The following is a 16,615-nucleotide window of genomic DNA, read 5'->3' as shown; positions in this document are numbered from 1 at the left end:
TATCCTCAATGCAAGCTGTCGCGCCCGGATTGCGGATGCGCAGCGTACCAAGGACACCCCATGGATCGCCACCTCCAGTACCCCCGCCACACCCGCACCGCGCGCCGCGGTGCGGTACCTTTTGCGTCCACGGCCGGACAGTGGAGCGCAGCATGACCCTTTTGCACACCATGGCCGCCACGCCACCCCACAGCGCATTGCTCGCCACCGATGGCTGGTCCCTGCCCGGCACCGGGGGCAGCGACGCCAACGCAGCGTCGCGCCCGTCGGCCGATCGCGTCCGCATGGAGCTGCACATCGGACTGCGCTACGAGATCGACCAGTACGGCGCGGACTTCGTGTTCAACATCCACGCCGCCAAGACGCCCCAGCAGACAGTGAGCAATGAGCGGCTGGTCATCAACCAGGACATCTCCTACCAGATCCACACCGACCCCGCCACGCTCAACCGCTCGCTGCGCCTGCACGGCGAGCCGGGCGTGCTGGAGCTGTCGTACTCGGCCACCGTAGACATCGCCCACCACCGCGCCGACCCCCTGCAGCTGGCGGAAGTGCCGGTGCGGCAACTGCCGCCTGAGGTGATGGGCTACATCTACCCCAGCCGCTACTGCCAGTCGGACAGGCTGCTGCGCCTGGCCAACAAGGAGTTCGGCGCGCTCTGGCAAGGGCATGGCCGCGTGCAGGCGATCCGGGACTGGGTGAACCGCCACGTGGCGTTCACGTCCAACACCTCGAACTCCAACACATCGGCCGTCGATACCCTGATCGAACAGGTGGGCGTGTGCCGTGATTTCGCGCACCTCATGATCGCGCTGTGCCGCGCGGTGAACATTCCTGCGCGGTTTACCACCGGCACCGACTACGGCGCCGACCCCAGCCTGGGCCCACCGGACTTTCATGCCTACGTGGAGGTGTACCTGGGCGACCGCTGGTACATCTTCGACCCCTCCGGCACCGCCATCCCGATGGGACTGCTGCGCTTTTCCACCGGGCGCGATGCGGCGGACGTGGCTTTTGCCACCATCTTCGGCGGCGTGCGGGCCGACCCGCCGGTCATCCGCACCACTGCCATCGAAGATGCGGACAACCGCTTCGTGCAGCCCGTGCACTGCATCGAGGCACTGTCCACCGACCAGGGAACGGTCGCAGGCAACCATTTCACGGTGCCTTGACGCGCGCAGGCTGGGCCCTGCCTGCCGGCGCGGCAACTGGGTGCCAGCAGATGGCCGCCGGCTCGCAACCGGCCGGCTGTGACCACGCTCGATGCCCGTGCGCCACGCGTGAAAAAGCCCGAAAGCCGCATGTGGCCTAAAATCACTCTTTTTTCCACTTCGACAGAGAACCACCATGGGCAACAAGATCGTCACCGAAGCAGACCGCAAGCGCACTCCCCGTCCCCAGCCCCTGCCTGGCATGTCGCTGGCCACCCCTGGCCGCGGCCAGCGCACCAGCCTGGAGCGTGGCGTGGCCACCCGCAGCAAGAAGAACCCTGGCAAGCGCACCCACAAGGGCGGCTGATCTGCCCCTGGGGCCATGGCCCCGTGCCAAGAAACGCCCTCCTTCGCGAGGGCTTTTTTGTGCCTGCCGGCCTGCCCCCGCCATCGGCCCGCCACAGCGCGGGCGCCCATCTCCAACCGCTAAGATGACACCATGATCACCGTGCACCACCTCGAAACCTCGCGCTCGCAGCGCGTCCTGTGGCTCCTGGAAGAACTGGGCGTGCCGTACGAGCTCAAGATCTACCAGCGCGACAAGGCCACCAAGCTGGCCCCGCCCGCGCTGAAAAAGATCCACCCCCTGGGCAAGTCGCCCGTCATCACCGACGGCGACGAGGTGATCGCCGAGTCCGGTGCCATCGTCGAATACCTGGTGGAAACCTACGGCGCCCAGGCCGGCGGCGACCTGGCCCACCTGCAGCCTGCGCGCGGCACGCCGGCCTACCGCCAATGCCGGTTCTGGATGCACTACGCCGAGGGCTCGTTGATGAACTGGCTGGTGATGAAGCTGGTGTTCATGACCATCCCGACGCAGCCCATGCCCTTCTTCGTCAAACCCATCGCCAAGGCGCTGTGCGGCAAGGTGCAGGACAAGGTGATCGACCCCAACGTGAACACCGCGCTCGACTTCATGGAGCAGCACCTGGGCCAGAACACCTGGTTCGCCGGCGAGCACCTGAGCATGGCCGACTTCCAGATGAGCTTTGCGGTCGAGGCCGCCCTCTCACGCGCCAGCAAGGCTGCCAGCTGCCCGAACCTGCAGGCCTACAAGCGGCGCATGGAAGCACGCCCGGCCTACCAGCGCGGCATCGCCAAGGGCGGGCCGGTGGTCATGGGGGCCTGAACGGGTGGCTGAACGAGGGGTCGGCGCGGCTGGCTCGCGTCAGCCCACCCCGCACACCAGCGCACCCGGCTCGTTGTGCGCCAGTTCCCGCTCGTTCTTGGCCTGTGCCACCTCCACGTCGCGCGGCAGGGCCACGCCGTTCTTCACGGCCAGGATCTCGGCCATCACGCTCACCGCGATCTCGGGCGGGGTCTTGCTGCCGATGTAGATGCCGATGGGCCCGCGCAGCCGCGCCAGGCTCTCTGCCGTCTGGTCGAAGTGCTCCATCATCCGCGCGCGGCGCGCCTCGTTGTTGCGGCGCGAGCCGATGCCGCCCACGTAGAACGCCTCGGTGCCCAGCGCCTCCAGCAGCGCCAGGTCGTCGAGCTTGGGGTCGTGCGTGAGCGCCACCACGCAGCTGCGCCGGTCGGGCTTGAAGGCGGCCACTACGTCGTCCGGCATGTCGCTCACCACCGTGGCGGCGGGCACGTTCCAGCTGCCGCGGTATTCCTCGCGCGGGTCGCACACCGTGACCGCGAAGCCGTTGAACAGCGCCATGGTGGCCAGGTACTCGGCCAGCTGACCCGCGCCGATGAGCAGCATGCGGTATTCGGGGCCGAAGGTGTTGGTGAGCTGCTGCGCGTCCAGCACCAGGTCCTGCGGCGCTGCAGCCGCTTGCAGCGTGACCACGCCATCGGCCAGGCGCACGCTGCGCTGCATGAGGCGGCCGGCCTCCAGCGCCTGGATCAGCGCGGCCAGGCCGGCCGGGTCGGGGTCGTACTCCAGCAACAGCTCCAGCGTGCCGCCGCAGGGCAGGCCGAAGCGGTGCGCCTCGTCCGCCGTGATGCCGTATTTGACAAAGGCTGGCGGCCCGCTGGGGATGCTGCGGTCCACACCGCCACCGCCACCGCCATCGCCACCCCCGCCAACGGCGGACGCTGCCACCTGCGCATAGGCCCGCGTGTGGCGGTCGATCAAATCGTCCTCGATACACCCGCCCGACACCGACCCCACCACCGCCCCGTCCTCGCACAGCGCCATGATCGAGCCCACCGGCCGCGGCGACGAACCCCAGGTCCGCACCACGGTGGCCAGCAGCGCCCGCCGCCCCGCAGCCCGCCAGCCCTGCAGCGTGCGCAGCACCATCACATCCAGGTTTTCCATTTGCTTCTTCGCTAGTTCATTTCAACGGTCTTGCACCGCCATCCACCACGCCCGCTGCGCCCCAAAGCAGCACGGTGCCCCCGCCAGCGCCACCGTGGATCCGGCTTCGCCGGTCCACCGGAGGCGTCCCCCTCAGGGGGAAGGCGCAAAGCGACTCAGGGGGAGTCAGTTCCACCACCACGCTAACAGCACCAGCGCGCCTGCGCCGGCCGCCCACACCCAAACCGGTATGCCGCTGGGGGGATTGTCATCACCCGCTGTGGCGGCCAATGCGCTGTGCTCTGCGGCGGCAGTCGCCCCCGAGGCTGCAGACACGGTGGCGGCGGCAGTGGGCGCACCGGGCCCGCTGCCTGCCTGCATCCCAGTCGCCGCTGCCAGGGCCGCCACCGCAGGCTCGGGCTCTTCGGGCGGCACCGCTGCACCCGCTGCGTCGTCCGCCGCAGCGCGCGGGTGGCGGCGCTGCATCTCGTTGTCAAAGCGCTTGAAGAAATCCTCGGCCATCGACTTGGCCGCGCCGTCGATCAGCCGCTGGCCCAGCTGCGCGATCTTGCCGCCCACCGTGGCCTGCACGGTGTAGTGCAGCTCGCAGCTGTCCTGCCCTGCCGCATCGGCAGGCAGCGGCACCAGCCGGACCTGCGCGCTGCCCTTGCCAAAGCCGGCCACGCCGCCCGATCCGTCGAAGGCGATGGTGTAGCTCTCGGGCGGCACGATGTCCGACAGCGTGATCTTGCCGGCGAACTTGGCCGACACCGGCCCGATCTTGAGCGCCATGGCCACGCTGTACTGGTGCTCGGCGGTGGGCTCGACCTTGTCGCAGCCGGGGATGCACAGCTTGAGCACCTCGGGGTCGTTGAGTGCGTCCCAGGCCTGCTGCTGGCTCACGGCAAGGGTACGGCTGGCTTGCATTTCCATGGTGGGGTCCTCTCAGTGTTCACAGGTCTCAGAAATCCATTGCATTCGATACAGCGCAGCCCCTTCACCGTTCGTGCTGAGCCTGTCGAAGCCCTGCGCGGCGCTTCGGCGGGCTCAGCGTGAACGGTGGTGATGGCATTCGTCGGCAAACCGCCACCGCATCCGCGTCCCGCTCCAAGTCCTCACTGCCGCAGCAGCGCCGCCAGGCTGCCCGCCAGGTCCTGCAGCCGCGCGAGGTTGTGCACCGCCAGCATGCCGTGCGCCTGGCGGTGCAGCGCCGCCGCGCCCCGCGCGGTGGGCGCATAGCCGCCAAAGCGCAGCAAGGGGTTGAGCCACAGCAGGCGGCCGCTGTGGCGGCGCAGCCAGCCCAGCTCGCGCTCCAGCAATTCGGGCGCGCCGGTGTCCAGGCCGTCGCTGATGAGCAGCACCAGCGTGCGCCGCCCCACCAGGCGCCGCGCGTGCTGCAGGCGCAGCGCGGCCAGGCTGTCGCCCATGCGCGTGCCGCCGGCAAAGTCGGCAATCGTTTGGCCGGCCACCTGCAGCATGGCGTCGGTGTCGGCCAGCCGGAACGCAGGCGTCAGGTCGGTCAGGCCCGTGCCGAACGCGAACACGTCGCGCCGCAGACCGGGCCCTGCATGGCGCGGTGCGGTGGCCGCGTGCAAAAAGGCAAGCAGCAGCCGCGCGTAGCGCTCCATGGAGCCCGACACGTCCACCAGCACCAGCAAGGGCAGCGGCTGCTGGCGGCGCTGCAGGCGCGGCAGGGTCAGCAGCTCGCCGCCGGTGCGCGCGGCCTGCTGCATGGCGCCGGGCCAGTGCGGGCGGCTGCCGCGCACGCCGGGGCGGGTGCGGCGGGCGGCATAGTGCGGCAAGGGCAGTGCGATGTCCCGGGCCAGGCGTTCGACCAGCAGGTATTCGCTGGCCGACAGCTGGTGGAAGTCTGCGTGGTGCAGGCGCTGCCGGTCGCTGGCGGTCATGGCGGCGTCGAGATCGATTTTTTCGTCCTCCCGCACCGGCGGGGCGTTGCGCGCGGCCTGCACCGGGGCCAGGGCCTCGCTCACGCGCGGGCGGCGTTTGACCGGGTCTGCCTTCGCTTCGGCACTGGGCAGCATCTGGGCCAGCAGCTTTTGCGCGATGGCGGGGTTCTTGAAGTACGCATCGAACAGCTCGCGGAACACCAGCCGGTCCTGCTCGCGGCTGATCAGCACCGACTCCAGCGCCGCGCCGAAGTCGGCGCGCTCCACGCCCACCAGCATCACGGCCTGCTGCGCCAGCGCCATGCGGGCGGCATCCACCGGCACGCCGGCGCGGCGCAGGGTGCGGCCAAAGCCCGTGAGGTTGTCGGCCAGCTTGCCGGTGCGGGCGTCGCCAAGTTGAGAGATGGGTGTGCCTCCCGCCATGGTCGCACCCTCACAGGTTCCCACACAGGTGACGGATGCGCATTCGATCGCTCCAGACCATTCGGGCTGAGCCTGTCGAAGCCTCGCGCAGCGCTTGGACAAGCTCAGCGTGAACGGCTGCGTGTTTTGGAGGGCCGCTTGGCATCACGCGTCGGCAGGCAGCAACAGCTGCTGCGACATGTCGCGCGTGAGTGCCGCCACATCCTCGCGCTGTTTGAACAAGATGCCCGCCGTGTCGGACACCACTTCGGGGTCCACCACGATGGTGTCGAGCGCGACCAGCGCCTTGGCCCATTCCACGCTTTCGGCAATGCCGGGCGCGCGCTGGAAGGCGTTGGCGAACGGCTGGCTGCGCAGGCGGCCCACGAAGTCGGCCACCTGCTGCGCGAGGTCCGCGCTCGCGCCCGGCACCTGCGCGCGCACGATGGCCAGTTCGCGGTCGCGGTCGGGGTAGTCGAGCCAGTGGTACAGGCAGCGGCGCTTGACGGCGTCGTGCAGGTCGCGCGTGCGGTTGCTGGTGAGCAGGGTGACGGGCGTGGCGCTGGCGCGCACCGTGCCGATCTCGGGGATGCTGACCTGGTACTCGCCCAGGTATTCGAGCAGGAAGGCCTCGAAGGGCTCATCGGCGCGGTCCACTTCGTCGATGAGCAGTACGGCACCGGGCGCGGGGGCCTGCAAGGCCTGTAGCAGGGGGCGGCGGATGAGGTAGCGGTCCTGGTAGACCTCGCGCTCGACCTGCGCCATGTCGGCGTTGGCCTTGCCTTCCGCCAGGCGCATGTGCAGCAACTGGGCGGCATAGTTCCACTCGTACAGTGCCTCGCGCTGCTCCAGCCCGTCGTAGCACTGCAGGCGGATCAGGCTGCGCGAGAGCACGGCGCTCAGGGCCCGGGCCAGCGCAGTCTTGCCCACGCCGGGCTCGCCCTCCAGCAGCAGGGGGCGCTGCAGTTGCAGGGCCAGGAACACCGACGTGGCGAGGCGCCGGTCGGCGAAGTAGCCCACGCCCTGCAGGGCCTGCAGCAGCGCGTCCACGGAGGCGGATGCCGGGTGGTGTGCAACGTGAGGGGCTTGTGGATTCATTGCTATTTAATTGATAGCTGCTAGCGCTTTCCCATCAAGCGGTAGCGGCCATTTTTATTCAATACCTACCCACCACGGAGCACCCGGCGCCGTGGTGGGTCGCCGATCTCCCCTCCCCGCTTATCCCACCAACTGGGCCACGGCCCGTTGGGTTTGCACACTGATGAGATTCGCCCTGTAAGCCGCGCTGGCGTGGATGTCGCTGTTCAGGTCGCTCGCATCGATCTTCACGGCAGCGGCCGACGCAGGCGTGAAGCTCTGGTTGAGCGCTGCCTCCAGCCCCGCGTGGCGGAACACGCTGCTGGCCGCGCCGGTGATGGCCACGCGCACACCGCCGTCCGTCTGCGCCACGAACACGCCCACCAGCGAAAAGCGCGACGCGGCCTGCTTGAACTTGAGGTACACCGCGCGCTTCGGAATCGGAAAGCGAATGGCGGTGATGATCTCGCCCTCCTCCAGCGCGGTGGTGTACATGCCCACGAAGAAGTCGTCGGCCGCGACCTCGCGCTGGTTCGTGATGACCGTCGCCCCCAGGCCCAGCACCGCGCTGGGGTAGCACGCCGCCGGGTCGTTGTTGGCCACCGACCCGCCCAGCGTGCCCCGCGCGCGCACCTGCCGGTCGCCGATGTGCGCGGCCAGGTCGGCCAGCGCCGGGATGGCGCTTTTAACCTCTGCACTGTTCGCCACGTCCATGTGGCGCGTCATGGCACCGATGACCAGCGCGTTGCCCTCGCGGCGGATGCCGGCCAGCTCGGCGATGCTGTTCAGGTCGACGATCTTCTCGGGATTGGCCAGCCGCAGGCGCATCGACGGCAGCAGGCTCTGCCCGCCCGCGAGCAGCTTGCCGCCCTGGGCGATGAGCTGTGCGGCGGCTGCGGTGGAAGAAGGCGCTTCAAAGGTGAATGCGTACATGGTCGATCTCCTTCCTTATGCCTTGGCCGACTGAATGGCTTCCCACACGCGGTGCGGCGATGCGGGCATGTCGAACTCCTTCACGCCCAGCGGGTGCAGCGCGTCGAGCACGGCGTTGATCACCGCCGGTGGCGAGCCGATGGCCCCCGCCTCGCCACAGCCCTTGGTACCGAGCGGGTTGTGCGTGCAGGGTGTGCAGACATGGCCCAGCTTGAACTCGGGGAAGTCATCGGCGCGCGGCATGGCGTAGTCCATGAAGCTGCCCGTCAGCAGCTGGCCCGTCTCGCGGTCGTACACGCAGTTTTCCATCAGAGCCTGGCCGATGCCCTGCACCAGGCCGCCGTGCACCTGGCCTTCCACGATCATCGGGTTGATGATGGTGCCGAAGTCGTCCACGGCGGTGAACCTGTCCACCCGCGTGCTGCCGGTGGCGGGGTCTACCTCGACCTCGCAGATGTAGGTGCCAGCGGGGAAGGTGAAGTTGGTCGGGTCGTAGAACGCTGTTTCGTTGAGCCCGGGTTCGAGCTTGTCGAGCGGGTAGTTGTGCGGCACGTAGGCCGTGAGCGCCACCTGGCCGAACGGGATCTTCTTGTCCGTGCCGCGCACGGTGAATTCGCCGCCGCTGAAGTCGATGTCGGCGTCGCTCGCCTCCATCAAATGCGCCGCGATTTTCTTGGCCTTGGCCTCGATCTTGTCCAGCGCCTTCATGATGGCCGCGCCGCCCACGCTGATGGAGCGCGACCCGTAGGTGCCCATGCCGAACGGCACACGGCCCGTGTCGCCGTGCACGATGTCCACGTTCTCCACCGGAATGCCGAGGCGCGCGGCCACCACCTGCGCAAAGGTGGTCTCGTGCCCCTGGCCATGGCTGTGCGAGCCGGTGAACACCGTCACGCTGCCGGTGGGGTGCACGCGCACCTCGCCGCATTCGAACAGGCCCGCGCGCGCACCCAGGGCGCCTGCGATGTTGGACGGCGCGATGCCGCAGGCCTCGATGTAGCTGCTGTAGCCGATGCCGCGCTGGAGGCCCTGGGCCTCGCTGGCCGCCTTGCGCGCCGCAAAGCCGGCCACGTCGGCCAGCTCTTGCGCCTGCGTCATGCACGCGTGGTAGTCGCCCACGTCGTACTGCAGCGCCACGGGCGTCTGGTAGGGCCAGCTGGTGATGAAGTTGCGCTTGCGGATCTCGTCCTGCGGCAGGTTCATCTCCCAGCCGCAGCGGCTGACCAGGCGCTCGAGCAGGTAGGTGGCCTCGGGCCGGCCCGCGCCGCGGTAGGCATCGACCGGCGCGGTGTTGGTGAACCAGGCGTCCACCTCCACATAGATCTGCGGCGTGGTGTACTGGCCCGCCAGCAGCGTGGCGTACAGGATGGTGGGTACCGCACTGGCAAAGGTGCTGAGGTACGCACCCATGTTGGCGTCGGTGTGCACGCGCATGGCCAGAAACTTGCCGTCCTTGTCCATCGCCATCTCGGCATGGCTCACGTGGTCGCGGCCATGCGCGTCGGACAGGAACGACTCGCTGCGGTCGGCCACCCACTTGATGTTGCGGTTGAGCTTCTTGGCCGCCCAGGTCAGGCAGACGTCCTCGGCATACAAAAATATCTTGGAGCCGAAGCCGCCACCCACGTCGGGCGCGATCACGCGCACCTTGTGCTCGGGCAGGCCCATCACGAAGGCCGTCATGAGCAGCCGTTCCACGTGCGGGTTCTGGTTGCTCACGTACAGCGTGTACTCGTCGTTGGCGCGGCTGTAGCTGCCGATGGCCGTGCGCGGCTCCATGGCGTTGGGGATCAGCCGGTTGTTGACCAGATCGAGCTGCGTCACATGCGCCGCGTTGGCAAAGGCCGCATCCACCGCGCCCTTGTCGCCGATGGCCCACTTGTAGCAGTGGTTGTCCGGCGCCGCGTCGTGCAGGCCTGCGCCGGCCACCGTGCCTGCGGCGGCATCGGCCACGCTGACCACCGCGGGCAGTACGTCGTAGTCCACCTCCACCAGCTCGGCCGCGTCGCGCGCCTGCTGCTGCGTGAGGGCTACCACCATGGCCACATGGTCGCCCACATAGCGCACCTTGCCCTGCGCCAGGATGGGGTGCGGTGGCTCCTTCATCGGTTGCCCATCAGTGCTGGTGATGAGCCAGCCGCAGGGCAGGCCGTTGATGTTGTCGGCCGCCACGTCGGTGCCCACAAAGATGCCCAGCACGCCCGGCGCGGCCTTGGCGGCGTCGGTGTGGATGCTGTTGATGCGCGCATGCGCATGCGGCGACCGCACGAACACGGCGTGGCTTTGCGCAGCCAGCACCACGTCGTCGGTGTACTGGCCCGCGCCGGTGAGGAAGCGGTAGTCCTCCTTGCGCTTGAGCGACTCGCCGATGTGCGGCAGCTTGGAGAAGTCGGATGCACCCATGGTCTGTCTCCTTGTTTTCCGTTATGCCGAGGCCATGGCTTTTTGGCCGACCTGCACTGCGCGCACGATGTTCTGGTAACCCGTGCAGCGGCAGATGTTGCCTTCGAGCAGCTCGCGGATCTCGCCTTCGCTCGCGTGCGGGTGGCTGTTGCACAGGTCCACCGCGCTCATCACCATGCCCGGGGTGCAGAAGCCGCACTGCAGGCCGTGGCATTCCTTGAAGGCCGCCTGCATGGGGTGCATGGTGCCGTCCGGCGCGGCCAGGCCCTCGATGGTCTGCACGTCGGCGCCCTGGGCCTGCACGGCCAGCATGGCGCAGGATTTGACCGCGCGGCCGTTGACGTGCACCGTGCACGCGCCGCACTGGCTGGTGTCGCAGCCCACGTGGGTGCCGGTAAGCAGCAGGTGCTCTCGCAGCGCATGGACCAGCAGGGTGTTGGGTGGAACGTCAACACGGGCCGCGCGCCCGTTGACCGTGAACTGGACTTGCATCTGGCTGTCTCCTCGAAGAGTTTGGCTGTGAACCTGTCCTAAGCCGCTGCATCTTCTGCCCGCCCCCCGGCCCCATCCCTAGGGAGAACCCTGAATTTCCGGCAGCGCGCGCCGGAAATTCTCAAAATGAAACATGTTGCGCCGCACACCGGCGCATCATGCGAAGCACGCCGCTGCTACCGCCCCTGCTGCGGCGCCGCCACCCGCCATCCATCCGGGATACCGATGCTCGCCACCGCACCGCCATCACCCGCCGAGGACCGCCACGCCCTGATCGCACAGGCACGCCGCGCACTGCTGGACGACGGTGCGCTGGCCACCCGCACGGCGGTGGAGCCGTGGATCACGCGGTCGTGGCAGCGCTGCCTGGACCGGGGCCTGCAGCCCGCGCAGCGCGTGGCCTTCGACATGGTGAGCGCGCCCGCCCAGCGCCGCAGCCGCGAGCAAAGCCACGCCCTGCTGCGCGCGGCGCGCCCGGTGCTGGACCAGCTCACCCGCGCGATTGCCGGCATGCGGTACTTCGCCATCCTGACCAACGCGCTCGGCATCGTGGTGGACGTGCAGGGCCCGTGCGACCGCCACGACCCGCGCGCCAGCGCCATCGGCCGCGTGGGCATCGACCTGTCGGAAGCCGCAGTGGGCACCACCGCCATCGGCGCGGCGCTGTCCGAGCTGCAGCCGGTGTGGCTGCACCGGGGCGAGCATTTCTTTGACGACAACGGCAGCTACAGCTGCGCGGGCGCGCCGCTCTTCGGCCCCGACGGGCAGTGCATCGGCATGCTGGACCTGACCGGCGTGGATGTGCCCGAACGCCCCGAACTGCGCCACCTGGTGGCCCGGTCCGCCCGCGCCATGGAAGACGCGCTGCTGCTGCAACTGCCCCACGCGCTGCTGCTGCGCGTGAACTGGCCCGGCAGCACGCTGGGCAGCGAAGCCGACGGGCTGCTGGTGCTGGATGCCGACGGCTACGTTCTGGGCTGCAACAGCATGGCCCGGCAACTGCTGCCCCTGCCGCTGTGCCCGCCCGGCAGCCTGCGGCACTGCAGCGACCTGATGGCCCTGCCCTGGCCTCAGCTCTTCGATGCCGCCCGCTCGCGCGGCACGCCCGCGCCGCTGGACCTGCCGCTGTGGTCGGGGCTGCGGCTGTCGGGCCTGGCCCTGGCCCCGCACCAGGCGGCGTCCGGCAGCGCCTGGACTGCGGGCCCTGCGACCATGGCGCCGATGGCCCCCATCGCCACATCACCCGCCCCGCTGCGCGAGGCCGAAACCGCCCTCATCCGCCGGGCCGTGCAGGACGCCCGCGGCAATGTCGCCGAAGCCGCACGCGCCCTGGGCATCAGCCGCGCCACGGTGTACCGCAAGCTGGGCGTGCCCAAGGGGCATTGAGCGCAGACGGCGGGCACACGCTACGGGCATGCGCGGTGCGCCCACGCCCGCAAGGACTCAAATTTCTTGAATAAAAACGTGGTCTGCCGCTGGGTAGACAAGCGCTACCAGCTATCAAATCCATAGCATCTGCATAGATTGCGCCGCACGGCGCAGACAGCCGACTGCGGTCCCTTCAGACTTCGGCCAGCGCCAGCACCACCGCGTTGTCGTCCACGATCAGCTCCACCTGGCTGCCTGCGCGCAGCCCGCTGCCCGCCGCGGCAAAGCCTACCATCTGCACGCCGGCAGCGAGCTGGGCCGACACTTCGTCGCCTGACTCGCCGCGCACCACGCGCACGGCTTTGGCCGGCAGGCGAAAGCTGCCCGTGGCGGCGCTCTGCGCGCCCGCATCGGTGCGCGAAACCGCCCGGCGCTCCACCCGCACCGCGGTCGCCTTGCACAGCGCCTGCACCACCAGCCCCGGTTGCAGGCCCAGGAGTTCCGCACTCTCGCGGGTGATGCGCGATGCGAGCACCGTCGCACCCGCGAGATCGCCCAGCTCGGCCTCGAACACCAGGTGCACGCGCACGATCTGCCCCAGCACTTCGAGCCGCTGCACCACGCAGGGCCACTGGTTGCGCATGCTGGTGCGCACCGCCAGCCTCGCCAGCGCGGGGCCCGCATGCGGCGTGGCCTGCCAGCGCGAGAGCACGGCGCCCCGCGCCTGGGCCATCGCATCCGCAGCCGCCAGCAACTGCTGCCCCGCCTCCGTCAGCCGCGCGCCCCCCCCACCCGCGCCGCCCACGGCCCGTGCGACCAGCGCCGCACCGGCCAGGTTGGTGAGCGTGTCCACCGCCTGCCACGCCGCCTTGTAGCTCACGCCCACCACCCGCGCCGCCTGCGAGATGGAGCCGGTGTCACCGATCTGCCGCAGGATGTCGATGCGCTTGTCGGTGAGCGCGTGGGTCAGTGCGGACGAGATGGACAGCGATGAGGACATGGAAGATTCAGGATGATGGCCAGGCGGCGCGGGCGGCCAAGCACAAGTGTCGCACCACACCTAGCCGCGCAGCGTGGCCAGGACGCGGCCAAACACGTGCCCACGGTCCGCGGGGTGGTCCTGCAGCCAGGCATGCAGCGCGTGGCCCGACCCTGCCAGGCGGATCACCTCCACGCTGCGCGCCCGCGTGGCCCGGGTGATGTACCCGTGCTCGACCTCCCGGGGGATCACTGCGTCGTGCTCGCCCAGCACCAGCAACAGCCGGCCTTCGAATTGCTCCAGCGCGCTGAACGCGGGCGATGCCGCAAAGGCCGTGGTGGTGCGAATGAGCTGCTGGAATGCCGGCCCGAAAGCCACCGGCTGCGCCGCGGCCTCGTACGCGGCCGGGCAGAACAGCACGATGGCCGCAGGCATCAGGCGCGGGATGAGGCTGCACGCGATGTGGCCGCCCATGCTGCTGGCGATGAGCGACACCGGCGGCTGCAGGCCGAGCCTCTCCACCACCGCCAGCGCCTGCGCCACACGGTCGTCCAGGCTGGAGTCGGACATCGGCCCCGGGCTGTCGCCCTGGCCCGCGAAATCGAACGCCGCCGCAGATTGATCCTGGCCCGCCAAGTAGGTCAGCAGAGGCCGGTAGCCCTGGCGCGACGAGCGCCCGCCACCGTGCAGGGCCAGCGTGCGCGGGGGTTGTGGCGAAATGCCGTGAAAAGCTGTTCCATGCAGCGCCCTGCCTTTGCACAGCACCTGAAATTCTTGCTCTTGCATCCGCCAAAGCTTACAGCGCAGCCGACTGCGGCCTGGCCGGTGCGGCTGCCTCCATTGGCCTGACCCGGCGCAGCCGGCCCCCCTGGCCCCACCAGCACACCACAGCGATCTGCATATACTCGCGCTATTCCATTCATGAATAGCGCTACCCGCGCCGCGCCGCCATGCTGCATCGCCTTGCCTCCCTGCCCCGCATCCTCACCGCCATCGGCTGGTCCACCAGCCTGTCCACGGGACTGTTCGCCGCCCTGCTGCCGTCGGCCCATGCCGACACCGTGTCGGTCGCCGTGGCCGCCAACTTCACGGCCCCCATGCAGAAGATCGCCACCGCCTTCGAGGCCGACACCGGCCACAAGGCCGAGCTGTCGTTCGGCGCCACCGGCAAGTTCTACGCACAGATCACCAACGGCGCGCCGTTCCAGATCCTGCTGTCGGCCGACGACACCACGCCCGCCCGGCTGGAGAAGGAAGGCAAGGCCGTGGCCAACGCACGCTTCACCTATGCCATCGGCACGCTGGTGCTGTGGAGCGCGCAGCCCGGCTATGTGGATGCGCAGGGCGCCGTGCTCAAGACCGGCGACTTCAAGCACCTGGCCATCGCCAACCCCAAACTCGCGCCCTATGGCCTGGCCGCCATGCAGACCATGGACAAGCTGGGCGTGACCGCGCAGCTGCAGCCGCGCTTCGTGCAGGGCGAGAACATTGCCCAGACGCACCAGTTCGTCGCCACGGGCAATGCGCAACTGGGCTTCGTGGCGCTGTCGCAGGTGATGGCCGACGGCAAGATCACCAGCGGCTCGGCCTGGCAGGTGCCGGCGGATCTGCACGAGCCCATCCGCCAGGATGCGGCGCTGCTCACGCCGGGCAAGGACAGCGCGGCGGCCACGGCGCTGCTCCAGTACCTGCGCGGCGACAAGGCCCGCGCCATCATCAAGTCCTACGGCTATAGTTTCTGAAGGGCGTGTGCGCAAATCGCCTGGCACCCCTTCCCGACTTCCAAGACACTTTCCGACGCTCCATGCCCTTTTCCAGCGCCGATCTGGCGGCCATCGGCCTGACGCTGCGCCTGGCCGGCACCACCATGGCGCTGCTGCTGGTGCTGTGCACGCCGTTGGCCTGGTGGCTGGCGCACACGCCGTCGCGCTGGCGCGGGCCGGTGTCCGCCGTGGTGGCGCTGCCGCTGGTGCTGCCGCCCACGGTGATCGGCTTTTACCTGCTGGTCACGATGGGGCCGCATGGGCCCATCGGGCAGTTCACGCAGAGCCTGGGGCTGGGCACCCTGCCCTTCACCTTCTGGGGGCTGGTGGCGGGCTCGCTCATCTATTCGCTGCCGTTCGCGGTGCAGCCGCTGCAGCATGCGTTCGAGAGCATCGGCCGGCGGCCGCTCGAAGCCGCTGCCACGCTGGGCGCCGGGCCGCTGGACCGGTTCTTCACCGTGGCGCTGCCGCTGGCCCGCCCAGGCTTCATCACCGCGGCGATCCTGAGCTTTGCGCACACGGTGGGCGAGTTCGGCGTGGTGCTGATGCTGGGCGGCAACATCCCCGGCGTGACGCGCGTGGTGTCGGTACAGATCTATGACCATGTGGAAGCGCTGGAGTACACGCAGGCGCACTGGCTGGCCGGGGGCATGGTCGTGTTTTCCTTCCTGGTGCTGCTGGGCCTGAACCTCACGCGGCGCCGGGCGTCGATGGTGTCGTGATGAGCGCCAACCCACCGAGTTCTCAGCAGATCGAGGCGCGCCTGCACCTGGCACGCCCCGGCTTCACGCTGGATGTGGACCTGCGCCTGCCCGGGCGCGGGGTGACCGCGCTGTTCGGCCCCTCGGGCTGCGGCAAGACCACCTGCCTGCGCGCCATCGCGGGCCTGGAGCGTGCGCAGCCGGGGCACGTGCAGGTCAACGGCGAGACCTGGCAGGACGACGCACAGCACATCTGGCGGGCCACGCACGAGCGCGCTCTGGGCTATGTGTTCCAGGAAGCGAGCCTGTTCGACCACCTCACGGTGCAGGGCAACATCGGCTACGGCCAAAAGCGCACGCCGCCGGCGCGCCGCCAGGTGGCGCTGGAGCAAGCGGTGGATCTGCTGGGCATCCACCACCTCATGGACCGCAAGCCCCAGGCCCTGTCGGGCGGCGAGCGCCAGCGCGTGGCGATTGCGCGGGCCCTCACCACCAGCCCGCGCCTGCTGCTCATGGACGAGCCCCTGGCCGCGCTGGATGCGCAGCGCAAGGCCGAGGTCCTGCCTTACCTCGACACACTGCACCGCACACTCGACATCCCGGTGCTGTACGTGAGCCACGCCATCGATGAAGTGGCCCGCCTGGCCGCCCACATGGTGCTGCTGGACGATGGCCGCGTGCGCGCCCACGGCCCCACCGCCGAACTGCTCGTGCGGCTCGACCTGCCCCTGGCCCATGGCGACGCCGCCGCCACGGTGATCGAAGGCCAGGTCATGCAGCACGACGACCACGACCTGGTCACCACGGTGGCTTTCGCGGGCGGACAGCTGCTGCTGGTGAGCCCCGGTGCGCATGCGGTGGGCGCGCCGATCCGCCTGCGCATCCAGGCGCGGGACGTGAGCATTGCGCTCACTCCGCCTGCAGGCACGAGCATCCTCAACATCCTGCCTGCCACGGTGGCCCACGTGGCGCACGACAGCCCGGGCCAGCTGATGGTGGCGCTGGACGCCGGGCCCACGCGGCTGTTGGCGCGGGTCACCGAGCGTTCGGCCCAGGCGCTCGGCCTGGTGGCGGGCAAGCCGGTGTATGCACAGATCAAGGGCGTGGCCATCGTCAACTGAGCGCAAC

Annotated in this window: 16 protein-coding genes; 7 read left to right on the top strand and 9 right to left on the bottom strand. The window is 69.4% G+C overall.

Going from position 1 to position 16,615, the window contains the following annotated elements:
- Positions 1 to 284: 284 nt before the first annotated feature.
- The 3 genes from ASG27_RS24810 (at position 285) to ASG27_RS24805 (ending at position 2,340) form a co-directional block, all read left to right on the top strand.
- Positions 285 to 1,172, top strand: coding sequence for a transglutaminase-like domain-containing protein (locus ASG27_RS24810; protein WP_056413142.1), 888 nt, complete (start codon positions 285 to 287; stop codon positions 1,170 to 1,172).
- A gap of 175 nt (positions 1,173 to 1,347) precedes the next feature.
- Positions 1,348 to 1,518, top strand: coding sequence for a hypothetical protein (locus tag ASG27_RS27375; RefSeq protein WP_200912394.1), 171 nt, complete (start codon positions 1,348 to 1,350; stop codon positions 1,516 to 1,518).
- A 132-nt stretch (positions 1,519 to 1,650) separates the two neighbouring features.
- Positions 1,651 to 2,340, top strand: a complete 690-nt coding sequence (locus ASG27_RS24805; RefSeq protein ID WP_056413040.1) for a glutathione S-transferase family protein — start codon at positions 1,651 to 1,653, stop codon at positions 2,338 to 2,340.
- Positions 2,341 to 2,379: 39 nt separating this feature from the next.
- On the opposite strand, the gene ASG27_RS24800 is transcribed toward ASG27_RS24805, so the two are convergent.
- The 7 genes from ASG27_RS24800 to ASG27_RS24770 all read right to left on the bottom strand — a co-directional run bounded on the left by ASG27_RS24800 (position 2,380) and on the right by ASG27_RS24770 (position 10,676).
- Positions 2,380 to 3,483, bottom strand: a complete 1,104-nt coding sequence (locus ASG27_RS24800; protein WP_056413037.1) for an XdhC family protein — start codon at positions 3,481 to 3,483, stop codon at positions 2,380 to 2,382.
- A gap of 165 nt (positions 3,484 to 3,648) precedes the next feature.
- Positions 3,649 to 4,395 carry a CoxG family protein gene (locus tag ASG27_RS24795; protein ID WP_056413034.1) on the bottom strand — a complete coding sequence of 249 codons (747 nt, stop codon included), beginning with the start codon at positions 4,393 to 4,395 and terminating at the stop codon, positions 3,649 to 3,651.
- A gap of 182 nt (positions 4,396 to 4,577) precedes the next feature.
- Positions 4,578 to 5,792: a vWA domain-containing protein gene (locus ASG27_RS24790; protein ID WP_056413031.1), complete on the bottom strand. Its 1,215-nt coding sequence runs from the start codon at positions 5,790 to 5,792 to the stop codon at positions 4,578 to 4,580.
- Between the two features lie 144 nt (positions 5,793 to 5,936).
- Positions 5,937 to 6,869: an AAA family ATPase gene (locus ASG27_RS24785; RefSeq protein WP_056413027.1), complete on the bottom strand. Its 933-nt coding sequence runs from the start codon at positions 6,867 to 6,869 to the stop codon at positions 5,937 to 5,939.
- Positions 6,870 to 6,989: 120 nt separating this feature from the next.
- The gene (locus ASG27_RS24780; RefSeq protein ID WP_056413024.1) at positions 6,990 to 7,781 is read right to left on the bottom strand and encodes an FAD binding domain-containing protein; all 792 of its coding nucleotides are present in this window, start codon (positions 7,779 to 7,781) and stop codon (positions 6,990 to 6,992) included.
- Positions 7,782 to 7,796: 15 nt separating this feature from the next.
- Positions 7,797 to 10,184 (bottom strand): xanthine dehydrogenase family protein molybdopterin-binding subunit, encoded by a 2,388-nt coding sequence (locus ASG27_RS24775; protein WP_056413022.1) that lies wholly within the window; start codon positions 10,182 to 10,184, stop codon positions 7,797 to 7,799.
- A gap of 21 nt (positions 10,185 to 10,205) precedes the next feature.
- The gene (locus ASG27_RS24770; protein ID WP_056413019.1) at positions 10,206 to 10,676 is read right to left on the bottom strand and encodes a (2Fe-2S)-binding protein; all 471 of its coding nucleotides are present in this window, start codon (positions 10,674 to 10,676) and stop codon (positions 10,206 to 10,208) included.
- A 225-nt stretch (positions 10,677 to 10,901) separates the two neighbouring features.
- Here ASG27_RS24770 and ASG27_RS24765 point away from each other — a divergent pair, with 225 nt between their 5' ends.
- Positions 10,902 to 12,062, top strand: a complete 1,161-nt coding sequence (locus ASG27_RS24765; RefSeq protein ID WP_056413018.1) for a helix-turn-helix domain-containing protein — start codon at positions 10,902 to 10,904, stop codon at positions 12,060 to 12,062.
- Positions 12,063 to 12,237: 175 nt separating this feature from the next.
- Here ASG27_RS24765 and ASG27_RS24760 read toward each other — a convergent pair whose 3' ends face one another.
- Positions 12,238 to 13,044: a TOBE domain-containing protein gene (locus tag ASG27_RS24760; protein WP_056413015.1), complete on the bottom strand. Its 807-nt coding sequence runs from the start codon at positions 13,042 to 13,044 to the stop codon at positions 12,238 to 12,240.
- A 60-nt stretch (positions 13,045 to 13,104) separates the two neighbouring features.
- The gene (locus ASG27_RS24755; RefSeq protein ID WP_056413012.1) at positions 13,105 to 13,809 is read right to left on the bottom strand and encodes an alpha/beta fold hydrolase; all 705 of its coding nucleotides are present in this window, start codon (positions 13,807 to 13,809) and stop codon (positions 13,105 to 13,107) included.
- A gap of 164 nt (positions 13,810 to 13,973) precedes the next feature.
- Between ASG27_RS24755 and modA the strand changes: the two genes are divergently transcribed.
- The 3 genes from modA (at position 13,974) to modC (ending at position 16,608) form a co-directional block, all read left to right on the top strand.
- Positions 13,974 to 14,765: a molybdate ABC transporter substrate-binding protein gene (gene modA / locus ASG27_RS24750; protein ID WP_082493126.1), complete on the top strand. Its 792-nt coding sequence runs from the start codon at positions 13,974 to 13,976 to the stop codon at positions 14,763 to 14,765.
- Positions 14,766 to 14,827: 62 nt separating this feature from the next.
- A complete protein-coding gene (gene modB, locus ASG27_RS24745; protein WP_056413008.1) occupies positions 14,828 to 15,508 on the top strand; it encodes a molybdate ABC transporter permease subunit in 681 nt (226 codons plus the stop codon).
- Positions 15,508 to 16,608 carry a molybdenum ABC transporter ATP-binding protein gene (modC, locus tag ASG27_RS24740; RefSeq protein ID WP_056413005.1) on the top strand — a complete coding sequence of 367 codons (1,101 nt, stop codon included), beginning with the start codon at positions 15,508 to 15,510 and terminating at the stop codon, positions 16,606 to 16,608. The genes modB and modC overlap by 1 nt, the downstream gene beginning before the upstream one ends.
- Positions 16,609 to 16,615 lie beyond the last annotated feature (7 nt).

It is taken from the genome of Acidovorax sp. Leaf191 (assembly GCF_001424425.1).
Classification (GTDB): domain Bacteria; phylum Pseudomonadota; class Gammaproteobacteria; order Burkholderiales; family Burkholderiaceae_C; genus Acidovorax.
Note: the sequence above shows the minus strand (reverse complement) of the source record. Positions and strands in the feature narration are given on the sequence as shown.